This window comes from Bifidobacterium simiiventris (assembly GCF_019331715.1).
Lineage (GTDB): Bacteria > Actinomycetota > Actinomycetes > Actinomycetales > Bifidobacteriaceae > Bifidobacterium > Bifidobacterium simiiventris.
Genome location: NZ_JAHBBG010000005.1, coordinates 48,618 through 67,072 on the forward strand (window position 1 = coordinate 48,618; position 18,455 = coordinate 67,072).

General features: G+C 64.7%; 9 protein-coding genes. All 9 read right to left on the bottom strand.

The annotated features are described in order from the left end of the window. Nucleotides 1-125: 125 nt before the first annotated feature. The 9 genes from pepN to KIH76_RS06720 all read right to left on the bottom strand — a co-directional run bounded on the left by pepN (nt 126) and on the right by KIH76_RS06720 (nt 18,350). The gene (pepN, locus tag KIH76_RS06680) at nt 126-2,735 is read right to left on the bottom strand and encodes an aminopeptidase N (protein ID WP_219069958.1); all 2,610 of its coding nucleotides are present in this window, start codon (nt 2,733-2,735) and stop codon (nt 126-128) included. Between the two features lie 97 nt (nt 2,736-2,832). Continuing rightward, a complete protein-coding gene (locus tag KIH76_RS06685; RefSeq protein ID WP_420829260.1) occupies nt 2,833-4,887 on the bottom strand; it encodes a ribonuclease J in 2,055 nt (684 codons plus the stop codon). A 115-nt stretch (nt 4,888-5,002) separates the two neighbouring features. Then, nucleotides 5,003-5,893: a 4-hydroxy-tetrahydrodipicolinate synthase gene (gene dapA, locus KIH76_RS06690; protein WP_420829262.1), complete on the bottom strand. Its 891-nt coding sequence runs from the start codon at nt 5,891-5,893 to the stop codon at nt 5,003-5,005. Between the two features lie 143 nt (nt 5,894-6,036). Beyond that, entirely contained in the window at nt 6,037-6,789 is a 753-nt protein-coding gene (gene dapB, locus KIH76_RS06695; RefSeq protein WP_214373687.1) for a 4-hydroxy-tetrahydrodipicolinate reductase, read from the bottom strand. 166 nt (nt 6,790-6,955) lie between these two features. Beyond that, nucleotides 6,956-7,945 (bottom strand): ribokinase, encoded by a 990-nt coding sequence (locus KIH76_RS06700; RefSeq protein WP_214373688.1) that lies wholly within the window; start codon nt 7,943-7,945, stop codon nt 6,956-6,958. 52 nt (nt 7,946-7,997) lie between these two features. Beyond that, on the bottom strand, nt 7,998-9,293 hold the full coding sequence (locus tag KIH76_RS06705) for an MFS transporter (RefSeq protein ID WP_338023609.1): 1,296 nt from the start codon (nt 9,291-9,293) through the stop codon (nt 7,998-8,000). Continuing rightward, nucleotides 9,290-9,940, bottom strand: a complete 651-nt coding sequence (locus KIH76_RS06710) for a GNAT family N-acetyltransferase (protein WP_236036884.1) — start codon at nt 9,938-9,940, stop codon at nt 9,290-9,292. Before KIH76_RS06710 ends, KIH76_RS06705 begins: the two co-directional genes overlap by 4 nt. Nucleotides 9,941-10,086: 146 nt before the next feature. Continuing rightward, nucleotides 10,087-14,286 (bottom strand): ATP-dependent DNA helicase, encoded by a 4,200-nt coding sequence (locus tag KIH76_RS06715; protein WP_214373690.1) that lies wholly within the window; start codon nt 14,284-14,286, stop codon nt 10,087-10,089. Continuing rightward, nucleotides 14,283-18,350 (bottom strand): PD-(D/E)XK nuclease family protein, encoded by a 4,068-nt coding sequence (locus tag KIH76_RS06720; protein WP_219070009.1) that lies wholly within the window; start codon nt 18,348-18,350, stop codon nt 14,283-14,285. The genes KIH76_RS06715 and KIH76_RS06720 overlap by 4 nt, the downstream gene beginning before the upstream one ends. Nucleotides 18,351-18,455: the final 105 nt, after the last annotated feature.

Sequence of the window (18,455 nt, forward strand, 5' to 3'; positions counted from 1 at the left end):
ACGCATGTGGGCATACGAAAAGCGGCAGACTTCCGGATGGGAAGCCTGCCGCTTACGGCACAAGAGCCGCGATCGGCAGGCCGTTCATGACCACCGCCGATCAGCGTGCGCCCCGGTTGCGGGGACTACAGGGCCGCGTTGAAGTCGCGGACCTTGAGGGTGCGCTGCGAGGACTCGACGTTGCTGCGGATAATGCGCTGCAGCGCGTTGTCAGCCGTCTCATGGCTGGCGAGCCACTCGTTGCCGAGCTCGACCAGCGCGGCCGGGTCGGCGTAGCCCGGGTACAGGCCCTCGAGCAGCGCCTCGGCCATGTGGAAGGTCTTGTGCTCCCAGATCCAGTCGACGGTCGCGAAGTACCGCTCGGCGTACGGTTCGGCCAGGTCGGCGCGCGGGGTCGCGGCGAATCCGCGGGCCACGGCCTCGAGCTGCGAGTTGGTCAGCTCGTCGTTGTTGAGCGCCTGATCCCACGCCCACGCCTTCGCCTCAGCCGTGCCACGCACCGCGCGCGCACCGTAGGCGAACTCGCGGTTCTCGGTGGTGTCGCGCTTGGCGAGCTGCGCGTCGATGTCGGCTTCGGCGAACACGTTCACCGAGGCGAGCGCGTTGACGAGCGTCCACGTGAAGTTGTTGTCAATCTCGAGGCCGTCGAGCTTGATGGAACCGTCGAGCAGACCCTTCGCGTTCGCGGCGAACGCCTCGTCGCCCTCCTCGCCGTAGCCGAGGTACGCGGTGGCGAGCTGGAACTGCTGGTCGGAGCCGGCCGGAGCGGCGGTCGCAAGCTTCCACAGTTCAGCGGCGACGTGCTCGATGACGGACGCACGGGCGAGCGGCGCGGTGTAGTGCCAGGCGGCGGTGCTCATGCAGGCGAGCGCGTAGCGGAACGTGGTCGACTCGGTTTCGGTGGCGAGCAGACGCAGCGTCGTGTCGACGAACTCGGTCGCCGCCAGTTCGCCGTCGCGGGTCATGTCCCACAGGGCGAGCCAGATCACGGCGCGGGCGAGCGCGTCGTCGAAGCGGTGCAGGTTCTCGATCGCGAACGTGAGCGACGCGTCGTCGAAGCGCAGCTTGGTGTAGGTCAGGTCGTCGTCGTTCACGAGAATCAGCGACGGACGGGCTTTGCCAGTAGCCTCGGCGACGACGGTCGTCTCGCCGTTCACGTCAAGTTCGAACCGGTCGGTGCGCACGATCTTGCCGGTTTCCGGATCCTCGTTGTAGAAGCCGACGGCGAGACGGTGCGAACGCAGCACCGGATGCTCGATCGGGGCGCTCTGCTTGAGCGTAAGCTGCTCGATCGTGCCGTCCGCGGCGGTCTTGACTTGCGTGGTGATCGTGTTGATGCCGGACTGTTCGAGCCACTGCGCGCTCCACGCCTTGAGATCGCGGCCGGAGGTCAGCTCCAGTTCGCCCAGCAGGTCGGCGAGCGTCGCGTTGGAGTACGCGTGCTTGTTGAGGTACGCGTTGATGCCCTGGAAGAACTTGTCGCGGCCCACGTAGAACGCGAGCTGCTTCAAAACGGAAGCGCCCTTGGCGTAGGTGATGCCGTCGAAGTTGACGTACGTGTCGTTGAGGTCGTTGATGGGAGCCACAATCGGGTGCGTGGTCGACAGCTGGTCCTGGCGCAGCGCCCAGCTCTTCTCGCCGGAGCAGAACGTAGCCCACGCGTCATGCCATTCGGTCGCCTCGGCGGTGGCGAGCGTGGACGTGAACTCGGCGAAGGACTCGTTGAGCCACAGGTCGTTCCACCACTTCATGGTCACGTAGTCACCGAACCACATGTGGGCAAGCTCGTGCAGCACGGTGACGACGCGGCGCTCGGCCAGTGCGTCGGTCACCTTGGATTCGAACACGTAGGAGTCGCGGATGGTGACCATACCGATGTTCTCCATCGCGCCTGCGTTGTATTCGGGCACGTAGATCTGGTCGAACTTGGCGTACGGGTACGGCACGCCCCACGTCTTGGCGTAGAACGCGAAGCCCTTCTTGGTGATGTCGAACAGGTAGTCGACGTCCTTGGCGAACGCTTCGGCGAGCGACTGGCGGCAGTACTGGGCCATCGGCACGACGCGGCCGTCCTCGTTGCGGTAGGCGGTGTGCCATTCGGCGTACGGGCCGGCGCAGATCGCGGTCAGGTAGGAGCTCATGGTCGGCGTGGTCTCGAACACCCACTGCTTGGCGGTTTCGGGAGCGTGATCGCCGAGCGTGCCCTCCGCGGTGACGCGGTCGGTGGCGGTGACGGACTTGACCGGCATGTTCGAGGTGACGATCCAGCTCGAGGCGGCGAGGACGGAGAAGTCGAACGTGGCCTTGAGGTCGGGCTGGTCGAACACGGCGTAGACGCGGCGGGCGTCCGGCACTTCGAACTGGGAGTACAGGTAGATGTTGCCGTCGGACGGGTCGACGGAACGGTGCAGGCCTTCGCCGGTGTTCGAGTAGCGGCACAGGGCGGTGACGGTGACCGTGTTGTGTTCGGCGAGGTTCGGCAGTTCGATGCGGCTGTCGGCGTAGGCCGTGGCCGGGTCGAGGGACTGACCGTTGAGCGTGATGGTGCTCACTTCGTCGGCGATGAGGTCGAGGAAGCTGGTGGAGCCCGGCTTCGCGTCGAATTCGATGGTGGCGGTCGAACCGAAGTTCTTCGCGCCGACGGTCAGGTCGAGCGCGACGGTGTAGTGGATCGGCTTGAGGATGAGTTCTGCTCGTTCCTCGGCCTCGATGCGGGTGAGATTTGCTCCTGGCATGTCACTCCTTGTCAACGTGAGGCGGCGTGACCGGTTGTGTCGGTCACGCCGCCTCGATTATGTGCAAATATGTGCAAAATTACTTGCGGATCGCCGTTTACCGTTCGATCACGTCGGTGGCGATGTCCGCCACGACCGGCACGATCATCGGCTTGCGGTGCAGCTGGCGCGCGACCCAGCCGCCGAGCGTGCGTCGCATGATCTGCTGCAGCTTGTACGTGTCGCGGATGCCGGACATCATCGCGTCGTTCAACTGTTCGACGATCTGATGACGCACCTTGTCGAACTCGCTTTCGTCCTCGGCCACGGCGTTGAGGAAGATCTTCGGGCCGGAGACGACCTCGCGGTTGTCGGTGTCGACCACCACGAAGCTCGACACGAAGCCTTCGGTGCCGAGGATGCGGCGCTTCTCAAGCTCCTCGTCGGTCAGTTCGCCGATCGAATCGCCGTCGACGTACACGTAGCCGCACGGCACGGAGCCGACGACCGCGGCCTTGCCGTGGTACAGGTCGACCACGTCGCCGTCCTCCGCGAGCACGACGTTGTCCGGATCCACACCGGTCTTGACGGCGATCAGGCCGTTGGCGACCAGATGGCGGTTCTCGCCGTGGATCGGCATCGCGCACTTGGGCTTGACGATGTTGTACATGTACAGCAGCTCGCCCTCGTTGCAGTGGCCGGAGACGTGCACGGCCGCGTTGTCGCGGTTGACGACGCGCGCGCCGAGCTGCACGAGCTTGTTGATGACCTTGTACACCTCGTGCTCGTTGCCCGGGATCAACGAGCTCGCGAGAATGACCGTGTCGAACTCGTTGATGGTGATGTCGCGGTGGTTGCCGTCCGCGATGCGTCCCAGCGCGGCCATCGGCTCGCCCTGCGAACCGGTGCACATGTAGACGATCTTGTCGTCCTGCACGTCGTGCGCCTGCTTGAGGTCGATGACGGTGTCCTCCGGCAGGTGCAGGTAGCCAAGATCGGCGGCGATGGACATGTTGCGCACCATCGAACGGCCGACGAAGACGACCTTGCGGCCGTACTTGTGCGCGGCGTCCACGACCTGCTGCACGCGGTGCACATGGCTGGAGAAGCTGGCGACGATGATCTTGCGGCTGGCCTGCGCGAACGCCTGGTCGAGCGCCGGGCCGATCGAGGTCTCCGGCTTGACGAAGCCCGGCACCTCGGCGTTGGTGGAGTCCATCATCAAGAGGTCGACGCCCTGCTCGCCGATCTTGCCGAACTCGACGAGATCGGTGATCTTGTGGTCGAGCGGCAGCTGGTCGAGCTTGATGTCGCCCGTGTCGATGAGCGTGCCAGCCGGGGTCTTCACGTACACGGCGAGCGCGTCCGGGATCGAGTGCGTCACGGTGATGAACTCGAGGTTGAACGGGCCGACCTTCATCTTGTCGCGGCCGGCGACCGGCACCATCGTCGGGTGCTGGTTGTGCTCCTTGCACTTGGCCTCCACGAACGCAAGGGTGAGCTTGGAGCCGATGAGCGGGATATCCGGGCGGAGCTTCAGCAGGTACGGTACGCCGCCGATGTGGTCTTCGTGGCCGTGGGTGAGCACGAGCGCCTCGACCTTGTCGAGACGGTCCTTGATGTAGTCGAAGTCCGGCAGGATCAGGTCGACGCCCGGCTGCTCCTCTTCGGGGAAGAGCACGCCGCAGTCGATGAGCAGCAGGTGACCGTTGTATTCGATCACGTTCATGTTGCGGCCGATTTCGCCGAGACCGCCGAGCGGCACGATGCGCAGGGAACCCTTGCGGTACTTCGGGGGCGCGATGAGCACGGCGTCCTGCTGGGGCGCGGTGGCCTGGCCGGTGCGCGAGACGCGGCGGCCGCCGGCGGCGCCGGAACGGGAGCCGCCACGGCTGGAGGATCGGGATGAACGGGAACGGCCGGAAGTCTTTTCCGGCTGGTCGCCGCGTTCCGCACGATCCTCACGGTCGGCGGACTTGGCCGACTTCGTGGACTTGCGGGTGCGGGTGGACTTGGCGGCCTTGCGGTCGTCGGAACCGAGGTTGTCGAGCAGGTCGACGGCGGCCTGGGCGGCGGCCATCTGCTCGGATTCGCTCACGGTCTGGGTTGCGCCGGAGCGCTTGGTGGTGCGCTTGCGCGCGGTATGCTGTGTTGTTTCTTGTTCTGTGACCATTTCCTAGTTGGTTTTCTGTTGCTTGGTGTTCCCGCCTGTGCTGGGAACGACGTAGAAAGATGAGGCGTCAAAGGCCAGTCGGGCTGAATGTTCCGACTGGCCTGACTCTGCTGGCTTACAGCAGACCGGATGCCTTCATGCCGTTTTCGGCGCGGCAGAGCTCTTCGGGGCCGGGGCCGACGTTCGGAAGCCTCATGGTGGTGTCGTCGAGGACGCCGCGCACCTTGAGCGCGGCCTTGGCCATGACGGCCTGGAAGCCGTTGCCGTTCATCGCCTCGACGAGCGGCGCGAGCTGCACGGCGATGCGCTGCGCCTCGTGGATGTCACCGCGGTCGAACGCGTCGGCGAGGTCTCGCATGGGGCCGGCAGCCGCGTGGGCGATGACGGAGATGATGCCGACCGCGCCGACCGACAGGAACGGCAGGAAGAGGCCGTCGTCGCCGGAGTACCAGGTCAGGCCGGTTTCCATGCGCTTGCGTACCGCGCCGGCAATGTCGCCGGTGGCGTCCTTGACGGCCGTGACATGGTCGAGTTCGGCCATGCGACGGTAGGTCTCGAGCTGGATGTGCAGACCGGTGCGGCCGGGCACGTCGTAGATGATGATCGGCTTGTCGGCCGACTCGTTGACGGCCTTGTAGTGCTGGAAGACACCTTCCTGGGACGGGCGCGAGTAGTACGGCGCGACGACGAGCACCGCGTCGGCTCCGGCCTCCTGGGTCTGCTCGACCATGCGCACGGTGTGTGCGGTGTCGTTGGAGCCGGCTCCGGAGATGATCGGCACGTTCACGACCTCGCGCACGGCCTTGACGAGCTCCACCTTCTCGTCCATGTGCGTGGTGGGCGACTCGCCGGTGGTGCCGTTGACGACGATGCCGTCCGCACCGTCCGAGACCAGCTGCTTGGCCAGTTTCTGCGCAGCGTCGAAGTCGACGGAGCCATCGGATTTCATCGGGGTGACCATGGCCGGCAGAATGCGCCCGAACGGGGCCGGATCAAGAAGATGCATCGTCTCACTCATATGATTTACGGTACTTCTCGGTCGGGACGCGCAAGACCGGCCCGTCTCAGGACATGAAACGGCCGCGTTACCGCGCGAGCAGGTTCGTGCGGCAACGCGGCCGATCCGTATCCGCTGGCCGGTTTGCCGGCTTACAGGTCGAGGAAGTGGTCGAGGCCGACGGTGAGTCCCGGGTATGCGCCGGAGGCGACCTTGCGCACGGCGAGGAGCACGCCGGGCATGAAGCTGATGCGGTCGAAGCTGTCGGCGCGGATGACCAGCTGCTCGCCGGCGTTGCCGAAGAGCACCTCCTCGTGGGCGTTGAGGCCCCGCAGACGCACGGCGTGCACATGCACGCCGTCGATTACCTGACCGCGCGAGCCACCGTCGGTCTGGGTGGCGTCGGGCATCTCGCCGAGCCCTGCCGCGCGGCGGGCCTCGCCGATGGCCTTGGCGGTGTGGATGGCGGTGCCGGAGGGAGCGTCCACCTTGGTCGGGTGATGCAGTTCGATGACCTCGGCGGACTCGAAGTACGGGGCGGCGACCTTGGCGAAGTGATCGGCGAGCACGGCGGAGATCGCGAAGTTCGGCGCGATGAACACGCTCTGGTGCTCGCGCGGGGATTCGGCGAGCGCGGCCTTGACCTGCGCGAGCTTGTCGTCGGTCCAGCCGGTGGTGCCGACGACGACGTTCACGCCCTGTTTGACGAGTGCGAGCACGTTGTCGAGCGACACGCTCGGCACGGTGAATTCGACCACCACGTCGGTGTTGCCGGGGGTGACTGCGGTCAGGTCGTCGCCCGCATCGAGCGCGAGCGCGAGTTCGGTGTCGTCGGCGCCATTGACCGCCTCGACCACGTGGGATCCCATGCGCCCTTTGGCTCCGACCACGGAAACTCGAATCATGATGCGTGTCCTTTCATTGCTGTTCTCGGTACGTCCAAGTACCTGTCGTCATCATGCCGGGCGAGTCGTCTCACGCGCTCGTCTGCGGCCGTTCTTGTCTTGCGAGGGTAGCATTTCGCGTCCGCCGATTTGGCTTCCGTTTCATACAGAGGACTCAGGAGAGGACTCAGACCGTCCGTCCGGCGAACCGTTCGCGGATCCGCGCCGCGGTGCCGTATGACGCTTGAGCGCCGTATCCGGTGGCCGCGTATGCGGACACGTACGAGGCCAGTCGTGCGGCGTCGTCCAAGCCGAATCCCGAAGCGAGTCCGGCGAGCACGGTGCCCATGAACGCGTCGCCGCAGCCCGTCGTGTCGACCGCGTCCACGATCACCGGGGCGATGCGGGTGAACGGTTCGGCACCGACGGTCGAGTCCAGAATCACGGAGCCGTCCGCGCCGAGCGTGACGATCGTCCGGTCGAATCCAAGCTCCAGCAGACGCGAACGCGCGTCGTCCCAATCAAAATCGTCCCATCGTCCGCAGTCCGGCTCATCCATGCTGATGAGCTGGGCCATCTCATGTTCGTTGACGAGCAGAATGTCCGCGGCCTCGATCAGTTCGCGCGGCAACGTCGGCATGAACGGGGAGTCGTTGAGCAGCACCGTCACCCCAGATTCATGGCAGATGCGCGCGGCCGCGGTGACCGTTTCGATCGGGCTTTCCAGGCACAGTCCCAGCACGGCGGATTCACGCAGTGCCCGACTTGCCTCCTTGACATACTCGACGGTGACGCGGGCGTTCGAACCGGCCGAATACACGATGGTGTTCTCCCCCGATTCGTCCACCGTGATGACGGTGGTGCCACTTGGCCCGTCGACGTGCAGCACGTTCGTTGTGTCCACGCCCGCCTTGGCGAGTGTGCCGAGCAGGAAATCGGCGTTGCCGTCGGACCCGACCGCGCCGAACATGCGCACATCGGCGCCGAGCAGCGCGGCGGATGCGGCCTGGTTGCCGGATTTACCGCCCGGCAGTATGCGCATGGGCCCACCGACGACCGTCTCTCCCGGCCGGGGCAGCCGTCTGGTCGTGACGGTGTAGTCAGCGTTCATCGATCCGACGACGCCGACCGTACCGTGGATACGGTCGAGCAGTCCCAATACGGCGTCAGCAGTCATGATCGCACCTTTCCGTCGGGTTCCGCACGCGGAACCGTGCCGAGACGAACGCTCAGCCGCGTTTGCGGGCCAGCGCCCATCCGAGCAAGGCGAGCGGCACCGAGCACGCGACAGCGATCCACGGGATCATCATACTCACGTGCGTGCCGGCCGCATCGAGCACAGCGCCCGCGAACGTGGAGCCGAACGACGTGCCCACCGAACCGGCGGTGGTCAGCCACGACAGTCCCTCGGTCAGCGAGCGCGCGGGAACCGCATCCTTGACGATAAGGTTGCCGGTGGCGAACAGCGGCGAGACGCACAGGCCGGTGAGCACTTCGAGCACGCCGAGCACGATGAAGTCGTCCATCATGATGCGGAACAGCACAAAGCCGACCGTGAGCAGGGTCAGGAACATGACCATGTGCCGCCAGTGGGAGCCTTTCATCTCGTGCGAGCCGAAGATCACCGCGCCGATGCACGAGCCGACGGCGAACATGGCGAGCTGCAGGCCGAGCCATTGTTCGACGCCGGCGGCCTTCATCGACGCGGTGACCGACACGTCAAACGCGGTGAAGCTCATGTTGAACACGAGGAAGACGACGAGGATCGGCAGGACGCCCGGGTAGCGCAGGGCGCTTTTCGCTTTCGGGGCGCCGGTGCGCAGCTGTCGCATGGTCAGCCCGTCCGCCTGCGAGCCGACCTGCGCTCTGACCGGCGCGACGTTCACCTGTTCGAGCGCCGGCGGCTGGGTGCGTTTGAGCGAGAAGAAGACCGCGCCGCCGATGCCGCAAGCAAGTGTGGGCACGAACAGTTGGGACACCGGATGCACCGACGTGGCGAGGAACGCGGCGAGAATCGGCCCGACGATGAACACGATCTCGTCGATCGCGGATTCCATCGCGTACGCGGTGTTCAGCAGCGATTCGTTGCCAGTGTCGCGCAGCGCGTACGCCCATCGGGTACGCACCAGAGCACCGAACGAGAACTGGGTGAATCCCATGACGACGGCCAGCGCGAACAGGACGGGGATCGGCACGCGGCCCAGCGCGGCGAACGCGAAGCCGAGCATGGCGATCACCTGGATGCTCAGCGCCACCGAGCCGACCTTGCGCTGGCCGAACCGGTCGAACATGCGCGCGTAGAACGGGGTGACGACGGCCACCGCGAGAATGTACGCGGCGCTCATCGACCCGGCGACCGTCCAGTTGTCGTACAGGTGGTTGAGCGCGAGCACGATGCCGAGGCTCATCATGGAGATCGGCAGTCTCGCGACGGCGCCGCACACGCAAAACGCCTTGGTTCCGGGGATGCGAAACAGCTTCGCATACGGCGATTGCGCGACTTTCGTTCCGACTGTCGAGGTCACGCGTTCACCTCCCCCGCGTAGATGAAGATGTCGTCCATGTCGTCGCCGTATTGCGGGTGGTCGGCCGCACGCCACGAGACCAGACAATCCAGTCCCTTGTGGGCGTAGAAGCTCACGTCGCAACTGGAGTCGGTGTGCAGGTAATAGCGGCTTACGCCCGATGCCGCGAAACGGCTCATGGCATCGCGCCACAGCGTACCGCCGACGCCGTGGCCACGGGCCGCGCCGGATACCAGGAACAGCTCGATCTCGGCCTGCGTCGTCTCGTTGACGTGGACCTCATCTTCCAGATCGGTTTCCAGAGCATGCCATTGCAGGGTCTCCCGCAGCGCATCCGCGCCATGCGGATCCTGTTCCAGCCAACGATCCACGGCGGCAAGCTCCCGCCCGGCTTCGGGGAACATGACCGGCATGCCGGCGATGCGGGAGATCAGCACGCCCATGAACCTGCCGTCTTGTTCGGCGATGGTCGCATGTGTGGCCGGTTCCAGATAGTGCATTACGAAATGGCGTGACAGTTCCATGGAGGCCGGGGTGCCGGCCGCACTGGACCAGTCGCCCCACGTGTTGTCGAATTCGCGGACGATGGCGTCACGGTCATCCCAGACCATGCGCCGGTAGATGACGGTTGCGTTCGTCGCAGCCATGTGATTCCTGCTCCTTATATTGTTGCTGCTGTCCTGCACGTGTGCCCGCCCACACATGCCGGCCAAGGGTCGCAGCATTCCTCCGTTCACGACGCTCGCGGTGCGTTTTTCTCCCGCGGGCAACACGCGACGTTCTCGTCGCGGCGTCAGTCGTTGTCGGATTGTTCCGGAATGCCGGAGCTCAACTCGGCAAGGATCTCCTGTTCAGTTTTCGCGCGGGCGTGAAGCTCGCGCCGTCCCTCATCGGGCTCACTCAGATAGTAGAGGGTGGCGTCGATACTGTCCAGCGGAAGGTTTTCTATCCGCGCCAGCAGCAGCCGATACCAGTCGAGCTGGATGAGTTTCGTGTCGATGTCGTCCGGTCTGACCGGCCTGGAACCGGTTTTCCAGTCGACGATCGTGAACCGTTTCGTCGTATCCGTCTCGTCGAGTCCTCCGTGGAACACCGCGTCGAGCTTGCCGTTGACGATGCCGCCTCCCAGTTGCGGTATGGACACGACGATCTGCCGTTCGGCATAGGCCGGGCTGCGCCGCGCCCATGTCGAGTCTGCGAGACGGCGTTCCCAGACGGCCAGATGGCGTTCCTTGGCACTGGTGCCGGACTCGTTTCGCATCGCCGTTTCCCGTTCCGCCAGTTCCTCAAGCATGAGATCGCGTGATGGCGGAGCCGGTGTCGTCGCGAAGACGGTGTCGCCCGCGGTATCGGATTGCGATCCGATGGAGGCATCATCGATTGCGTTCTCGCCGTCATCGTATGCGGTGGTGAACTGCTCCGCCCACGCGTGGAACAGGGTTCCCGCTTCGGCGGCCGGGGACGCGACGCGGGGAACGGGCCGGATAATGCCACGCCACAGGCCGCTCATCTGTTTCTTGCCCAGATGCCCGGCTCTCGTCTGCAGCGCGGTGACCGATTGGCGGCTCTGCGCCAGCAGATGTGCGGCCTGCAGACGCACCCGCTCGTCCAGTTCGGCGTCATTCTCATATGCATGTGGCATGAGATCGGGGTCCGCGACCAACATTGCCGCTCGCGACAGCAAAGTGCCGCCGCGAGCGGCAAGAAGTTCGTCGTTTACGCCCGAACCGGTTTCCATGTTTCGGCGAGCCCGGTCCTTATCCAGCGCCTCTTCCAATTCCCCGACGCCGGAGCGCAATCGCGCCAACGTCTCATCCGACAGGGACGCCGGCCATGGCAGGGCGACAGCATCGGCATGTGCTTCGAGAGGCGCGGACCATGCCCGTTCCACAACCTCCCGTTCGTATGCGGCGGCATGCTCACCGACAAAGAATCCGTCGGGCCTGGCCGCTCCGATCGAATCCAGCGTCGCTTCGGCAAGCGTCGCTTCGGCTTGCCGACGGCCCGCGGATGACTCCGAAGCGTCTTCGCCACCGTCCGGCTCTGTTGCCGACGGCGATGCGGGTGCGACAGGCACCAGATCGTCATGATGACACAGCGAATCGCGTACCTCGTTCCAGAACAGCGACGGTCCGACGGCGGTCGGCTTGCGACCGTCCCGTTCGAACAGCGGCCTGGGATCGCGGCCCGGCTCACCGTATCGGCTATAGGTAAGCAACGCATCGCTTTTGGACCGGGTCAACGCCACATAGGCGAGCCGGCGCTCGTCGGCGAGCAACCGCCGGCCGTATTCCTCGGACTGGGTCAGATACCAGCCGTCCGGGTCTGTTTCATCCATGCCGTCGCCGATGTCGGCGCCGCGCATGTCACCGTAGATTTCGTCGTCGATCACCACGACGTCGTCTAGCATGCGCAGCGCCTCGCTCGGGCTGGCGCTCGGGTCCGCGTCATGTGGGAAGCGCGGCAAGATTCCGGCATCCACCCTCACCGGCACCGGCACGGCCGATTCGTCATCCAGCCATGTCGATACGCCGGTGTGGTACTCAGGCGGCCTCCAGCGTCCGGTCGTCGGAGAGCATCCACCGGGATGATCGTCGTCTTCGCTGATGCGCAAACCGCTTTTGCTGCTCGGGAAAGCGTTCGCGGCCATGCCCACCACGGCCACCGCATCCCATTCCAAACCTTTGGCCTGATGGATCGTCATCAGCACCACGTCGGCCGGCGTATCCGGCACCGTCGTCTGCTCCTCCTCGACCTGTTTGAGCGAGTCGATCCATGCGATGAATCCTCTCAGGGTCGGGTTTTGGCCTTCGAGGATCTCCTGCGTATAGGTGTTCACCAGCGAGATGATCGAGTCCACGCCGGAGCGGGCGGCGGCCATGCTGATCGGCTTGTCCGGCTGTGCGATCGTCTGGGCGACGATCATGTCGATGTCGAGGTTCAGGGCCTGCACCGCGGTTTCGATCACCTCGTTCAACGGGTGGTTGGCGACGGCCTGCACCTGTCTGAGCATGGTGCCGGCGCGGCTGATGGCCGCTGCAGCCTTATTATCGATGGCGTCATCCTGACCTAACAGATCGTCAAGATCGCCGCGCAGCAGCAGATCGATCAGGAACACCGCGTGGGGCACACGGTCGCGGTACTCGCGCACGATGTCGGTCTGCCGACGCCGGTCCACCGCGGTATCCGACGCCTCCGCCTCGATCAGTCCGGCTTCGATCAATGCACGGTACCGGTACTGTGTGTCCAGCCGATCCGCCAACGACGCCAATGCGGTCAGATCCTCGGCGCCAAGACCGAAGCGCGGCGTGGCAAGCAGCCGCATCATCGCCCCGGCATCGGTGTGGTCGGCCACCGCGTGCAGGAGCGCCATCAGATCCTGCATGTCGGGACGTTCCAGCAAGGCGGAATGGCCGACGACCAGCGTCGTCAGCCCCGCCTGCTCCAATCCTTGAGCAAATGCCGCCATACGGGTTTTACCTCGAAACAGCACAGCCACATGAGGATGCATATCCTGCGTGTCGGCAGGCTTGCCGTCCTTGTCGGTAAACGCATAGTTCCTGACCGCTTGACGTACGAACCGAGCCACCGCATCGACCTCTTGCCCAAACGTGTCGAATCCCAGCACGCCGATCGTGCCTGTGGATGCGTCGTTCACCGGGGAGAGTTCGGCCACGTCGACTTCGTGCATCATCGAACTGCTGGCGCGCTTCGCCGGCAACCGCAGGGGAAGCGTTAGGTTGTTGGCCGCTTCGAGCACGATGCGTGGATTGCGTCGCGTCACGCTCAACGGATACGGCTGCGTGTCCGTCGGCATGTCGAAATCCTGCTGGAACATGCGGAACGCGCCCGGGCTGGCTCCACGCCACGCGTAGATCGATTGGAACGGGTCACCGACCGCGCTCACGCAGGATGAGACGCCGGCCATTGCGCTACTCGCCTGCCGGACGGCGGACAGGGGCTCCGCAAACGCCCCGTCCGCCGTTGTTTTCTCTCCGGTCTCAGATTCGGTTCCGGATGCCGTATCCGCATGGAACAGCGCGGCGAGCAGCATGGCCTGCGTGGTGGACGTGTCCTGATATTCGTCCAGCAACACATGCGTATACCTGCGCCTGTATCGTGCCGCAATCGACGGGAACCGTGACACCAGCTGGTATGCGGCGACCGTGAAATCGCTGAATTCCGCCATGTTCTGGCGGCGTTTCTCCTGCTCGTACTCCTCCACCAAGCCGAGCAGGGCCTCGCGCCGGCGCACGACCTCGCGCAGGGCGCCGCACCGCCACACGCACAGGTTCTCCAGATCAGCGCGGTAGGTTTCGAGTTTGGCGAGATACTTGGCGTCCTTCCCCTTCTTTCCTGGTTTGGGCGCTTTGGGTTTGGGCATGTCCTGCGGCACCGGCCGCGTGCCGATTGCCTCGCCCAACTGCCGCAGGAAGTCCTGATCCCATGCACGGATGCGCTCGATCGCCTCATCCACCGTGGCGATGTCGCCGCCGATCATCGCGTTGCCGATCGCATGCGACAGGTCAAGCACCTTGCCCACAACGGCATTGAACGAGCCGAAATCGTAGGTGAGCAGCATGTCCTGATGCCGGTCGATCACCACGGTGGCCAGGCTGATTGCGCCGGCGTCGCTCAACGGCTGCGTATCCCGGTCGAATCCGACCAGCAGACCGTATTGGCGCACGATCGATTGGAAGAAGGCGTCGTACGTCATCACTTCCGGCTTGAGAAACATGACTCCCGGATGTGAGGTTCCGCCTGAGGCCCCGACTTCCGCCGACACTCGCGCCAGCAGTTCGGAAGCAGCCTTGCGGGTGAAGGTCAGGCCGAGGATGCGTTCGGGCGACACGCCCTGTTCGATCAGCGTGGTGATGCGGCGTGTCATGGTGTAGGTCTTGCCGCTGCCCGCACCGGCGACCACCAGCACGTTCTCGTTCACGGGGGCATGGATGATCCGCGATTGTTCGGCGCTATCGGTGAATCGACTCATGACTGCCTCGTTTCAAAAACGGTGTCGATCTGTCCGGCGCATGCCGGGCACACCGACTTCAGACGGCAACGCTTGATATGGGAGGGCTGCGGCCGCGCTTCCAGAACCGTGGACCGGCTGGCGGCCGCGGCATAGAACACGCGGGCGATCATGGTCAGCGACCATACCGCCTGGGTGCCGCGCAGTTCAAGGAACGATCTCCACGCCGGCTCCCGGACTCCCTCCGGCGGCTCCAACGGCAGCTCGGGGATATCCATGACCACCGATGGTTTCTGGTAATGGTATCGGCCCGCGAACACGCCGGCATTAAGCGACCTGCCCCGGAACAATGCCGGCTGGTACAGGCTTTCCTGACCGTAGCTCTTGGCCGGCGCGTCGTTGGACATCACATGGAACAGCACGCTCTGCGCGACGTACGGCGAGCCATCGTGGCCGGCGTCTTCCGATGCGTGGTCTTCCGGGAACGCGAGGCCCAGCTGGTAGCACACCAACTGCAGATCGTTGAATATCGCCTTGACCGGGGGCACCGATCCGGTCTTGTAGTCGATCAACCGTATCTGTTCGCCGCCGTCCGGCAACGTACGGTGTTCGAGACGGTCGATACGACCGGTCAGCCGAATCGTCATGGCCTCGTCCATTGCCTCGGGCCAACCGCCGATCAGAGATCCCATGATGGTCATGAGTTCGCCCGAGGTGACAGGCGACACCCCGTCGATGGCGTTGTAGGCAGCCACGATATCGGACAGCGAGAACCGTGCGGAGAAGGAACGCTCGCATTCGGCGGATGTCAGGGTGCCGACCTCGATGGTGCCGACGTTGCCGGACGGATATTCCGCGGTATTCGAGGACACGAAGTATGCGGCGATGTTGTCGAGCACCGTGTGCGCGGAGGCGTCCTTGTGCAAGGCATCGTACCGGCTGACCGCATCCATGAAGGTGGACGGCGGTTCCGCCAGCTCGTGATAGATGTCCATCATGCGCTCGGCCACGGCTTGCTGCCGCTGTTCGGCCGCCAGATCGGGGAACGCCGACGGCAAGTCCAGCCCTTCCTCGCTGGCCCGTTGGGCGACGGCGTGGATCAGCGAGCCGAACGACGCTGAGACACTGCCGGCCCGAGGGCCGGTGAACCGGCGGTCCATCAGCCAGCACACCGGACAGGCCCAGATGCTGTCCACATCGGAAGGCGAGAGCACGACGACGGGCGGTTTGGCCGCAACCGATTCATCCTCAGATTTCTTACCGTCGGCGCGACGGCCAGGCGCGCCGTCATCGGCGTTCACGAACGGCCAGGTACGAGGATCGGCGGCGTCGACGTCATGTTCGGCGAGCAGCCGCAGCGTATCGATCGCATCCCGGTGTTCCGGGGAATGTTCCGGGCTGGTGACCAATGTCGTTCGCGCGGATGCCACGATTCCCCGCACGGTCGCGTCCAGACCGTGGAATCGATCGGTTTCGGCGATCGATGCGTATTCGCGCCGGTTGGTCTGGGCATCACGCTGCCGGTCGAATCGTTCCGGAAGGTAGCCGTACAGGAAATCGGATGGAACCAGATCATCGTTGTATACGGCGCTGACAGACACCTGCCGGATCGCGCGGGTCAAGGCGACCAGCAGGCTTTTCTGTTCCGACGCTAGCACGGCGGCCAGCCCCGGGTCAGACTGTGCTCCCGCATCGTTGTCGATATGCCCGAACAGCATCATGTCGGCCAGATCCTCACCGCCGAACATGGTGTTGCGCGCGGCGAGATTCGGCCATACGCCTTGCTGCAACGCCGGCATCCATACCAACTGCCAGTATCGGCCGGCCGCCCCGGCCGGAGTGGTGAGCGTGACGGCCTGGTCGAGCGGTGCGACCTTGGCCAGAGAATCCGCCTCGATGCGCATCTGCCGAACCCTGTCGAGAAAATCACGCCAGTCGCCGGCGGCGGCACCGGCAGCGTAATCGAACAGGCGCATCGCCGTGTCCAAGCGATCGTTGGCGCTTCGCCCGGCATCGGTGTTGTCCAGCGATTCACGCTGCCATCGTGCGGCGACGCCGCATGCATCCCAAGCCAGAGCCAAAGCATATTGGGGCTCACGCGACGGCAGCTCGCGCAATCCTGATGCCACCCGTTGCACCAGATTCCACAGGTGAGCAAACGCCTTGGCATGCGGGTCTCCTCCGCATACCGACTGGATGGATGCGAGCACGGCATCGGCATCGCTGAATTCCAGCATCAGGTACAACGCATCCACGCCGAACGGCAAGTCGTTTCCGGCGAGCGCATGATCGTCCACCAGCGAATCGTCGTAGGTTGTCTGCTGGGACTCCTGTGCCTCCATCACGCCGTTGCGCAGCGCGTCCCATTGCGCGACCAGCAAGCGCAACGGTGTCTGCCGCTCGTCCGTCGGGCCGGCATCATCATCGAGTACTCCCGACAATGCTCCGAGGGATCCCATTGCGGCTTCCACGCCGGCCAGTCGTGCCGGGCGTCCTTCACGGTTACGTTCGACGCCGATGCCGATCAGGGGGCTGCCCATCAGCGTGGTGACGCGGGAGCGGACGAACGCGGCCGTTTGCGGCAGGCTCATCGTCATGTCGTCCAGTGACCGATTGTGCAGGTCGGCCAGCTCGAGTAGCGAGAACAGTCCTTGGACGAACGGCTCGTCCTTGAGCGGTCTGGTCACCGACGAGTATCGCACGGGGACTCCGTCCCGGCGCAACCGTTCGCCGAAACGCCGTATGGTGGCGTTGTCGTGCGCGATCACCGCCATGTCGTTCCATGCCTGACCGTCATGCAGATGCGCCCGCTTGATATGCCAGACAATATCGTCGAGTTCCTCGCTTTCGCTGCGGTACATCGCCGTGACGATGCTGCCGTCGAGCGGCATGGCATCCGCGTCATCCAATGGTTCGACGGGCAGGCTTCCCGCCAGTTGTGGCAGTTTGCCAGGCCGGGACGGCAAGGGCATATCGTCGTCCACGGCGGAATGAATGGACAGCGACACCCGTGATTCGACCAGTTCCTTATAGGAGACGGTCGCGGCTGAACCGTCGTTTCGCACGGGCTCGATGCGCAGCGTCCTCGCTCCGAGCAGCTGACGTGCCTGGGCAAACAGGTATTCAGGATAGGAGCCTCTGAACGTCTGCACCGATTCATCGGGATTGCCCACCAAGACCAGATTCGTTCCACGCTCATGGAGCGTACGCAGGAAACCGAACCCGGCCAGAGTGAGATCCTGAACGTCGTCGATCACCATGAGGCGAGGCAGCCCGGCCGCCGCAATCGTGCCCGTGGCGGCCGCGCCTTCCACCAGCAGACGCGACGAATCGAGTCTGTATTCGTGCGGGTACGCCTCTTCGACCATCTGCCGGTATTGTCGTCTCAGCGCGAAGGCAAGTCGCCATTGCAACCGAAGCCGCTCGATATGGGGCGACCAGTTCCCCAGCGCATCCAGGATGCTGGCTTCAGCCGATTCCGTGACGCCCAGTTCGTTCATGCGCGAGATCATGTCGCGCAATTGCATGACGAACGCGTCCCCGACGCCCCGGCCGGCACCCGACGTCTCATCGTCCGCATCCGTATCATTGCCCGTCCGCCGTTTGCCGGCACTGCCGAACATCACGTTCGACCAGTCGTCGGCACCGAAATAGTCCCGCAGCAGCAGACATGTGCCACATAGTTCTCCGGCCGCCACGTGGTTTCGGTGCGTTTCGGTCACTTGTTTGAGCAGAGCATCCTGCTCCGCGCCGTTGAGCAGTCTCGGCAACGCACTGCCTGCGCGTTTGCGCACCGCTGAGATGAGCCGGAACGCGACCGCCGACAGTGTGGTGACCGGCCGGGCCTGACGGGACGATCCGAGACGGCGGATCGCCTGGTCGCTGAGCAGATCCGCCGCGTGGCGGTCGGAGACCGTCATCACCGCTGACCCGTCATCGTGGAGCAGTCCTCGAACCAGCACATCGAACGCGAACGACGTTTTGCCGCTCGACGGCGGGCCGGCCACCAGCAGAACCTCCCCGCGTTTGCCCTTCAGCAGGTCAAGGGCGTCGTCCACCGTCACGACTGCATCGTCGCGTCGCATGCCGTCGTGCAGCACATAGCGAAGTTCAGGCTCGTTCCCGTTCATGTCATCAGGGTAAGGAAGCCCCTCCCCGGTGTTCGGGCAGACGATGCGATCAGCCCTTGC

What these genes read in the sequence shown, in the direction of transcription:
- pepN (WP_219069958.1), bottom strand. Translation starts at nt 2,735, where the DNA reads ATGCCAGGAGCAAATCTCACCCGCATCGAGGCCGAGGAACGAGCAGAA.
- KIH76_RS06685 (WP_420829260.1), bottom strand. Translation starts at nt 4,887, where the DNA reads ATGGTCACAGAACAAGAAACAACACAGCATACCGCGCGCAAGCGCACC.
- dapA (WP_420829262.1), bottom strand. Translation starts at nt 5,893, where the DNA reads ATGCATCTTCTTGATCCGGCCCCGTTCGGGCGCATTCTGCCGGCCATG.
- dapB (WP_214373687.1), bottom strand. Translation starts at nt 6,789, where the DNA reads ATGATTCGAGTTTCCGTGGTCGGAGCCAAAGGGCGCATGGGATCCCAC.
- KIH76_RS06700 (WP_214373688.1), bottom strand. Translation starts at nt 7,945, where the DNA reads ATGACTGCTGACGCCGTATTGGGACTGCTCGACCGTATCCACGGTACG.
- KIH76_RS06710 (WP_236036884.1), bottom strand. Translation starts at nt 9,940, where the DNA reads ATGGCTGCGACGAACGCAACCGTCATCTACCGGCGCATGGTCTGGGAT.
- KIH76_RS06715 (WP_214373690.1), bottom strand. Translation starts at nt 14,286, where the DNA reads ATGAGTCGATTCACCGATAGCGCCGAACAATCGCGGATCATCCATGCC.
- KIH76_RS06720 (WP_219070009.1), bottom strand. Translation starts at nt 18,350, where the DNA reads ATGCGACGCGACGATGCAGTCGTGACGGTGGACGACGCCCTTGACCTG.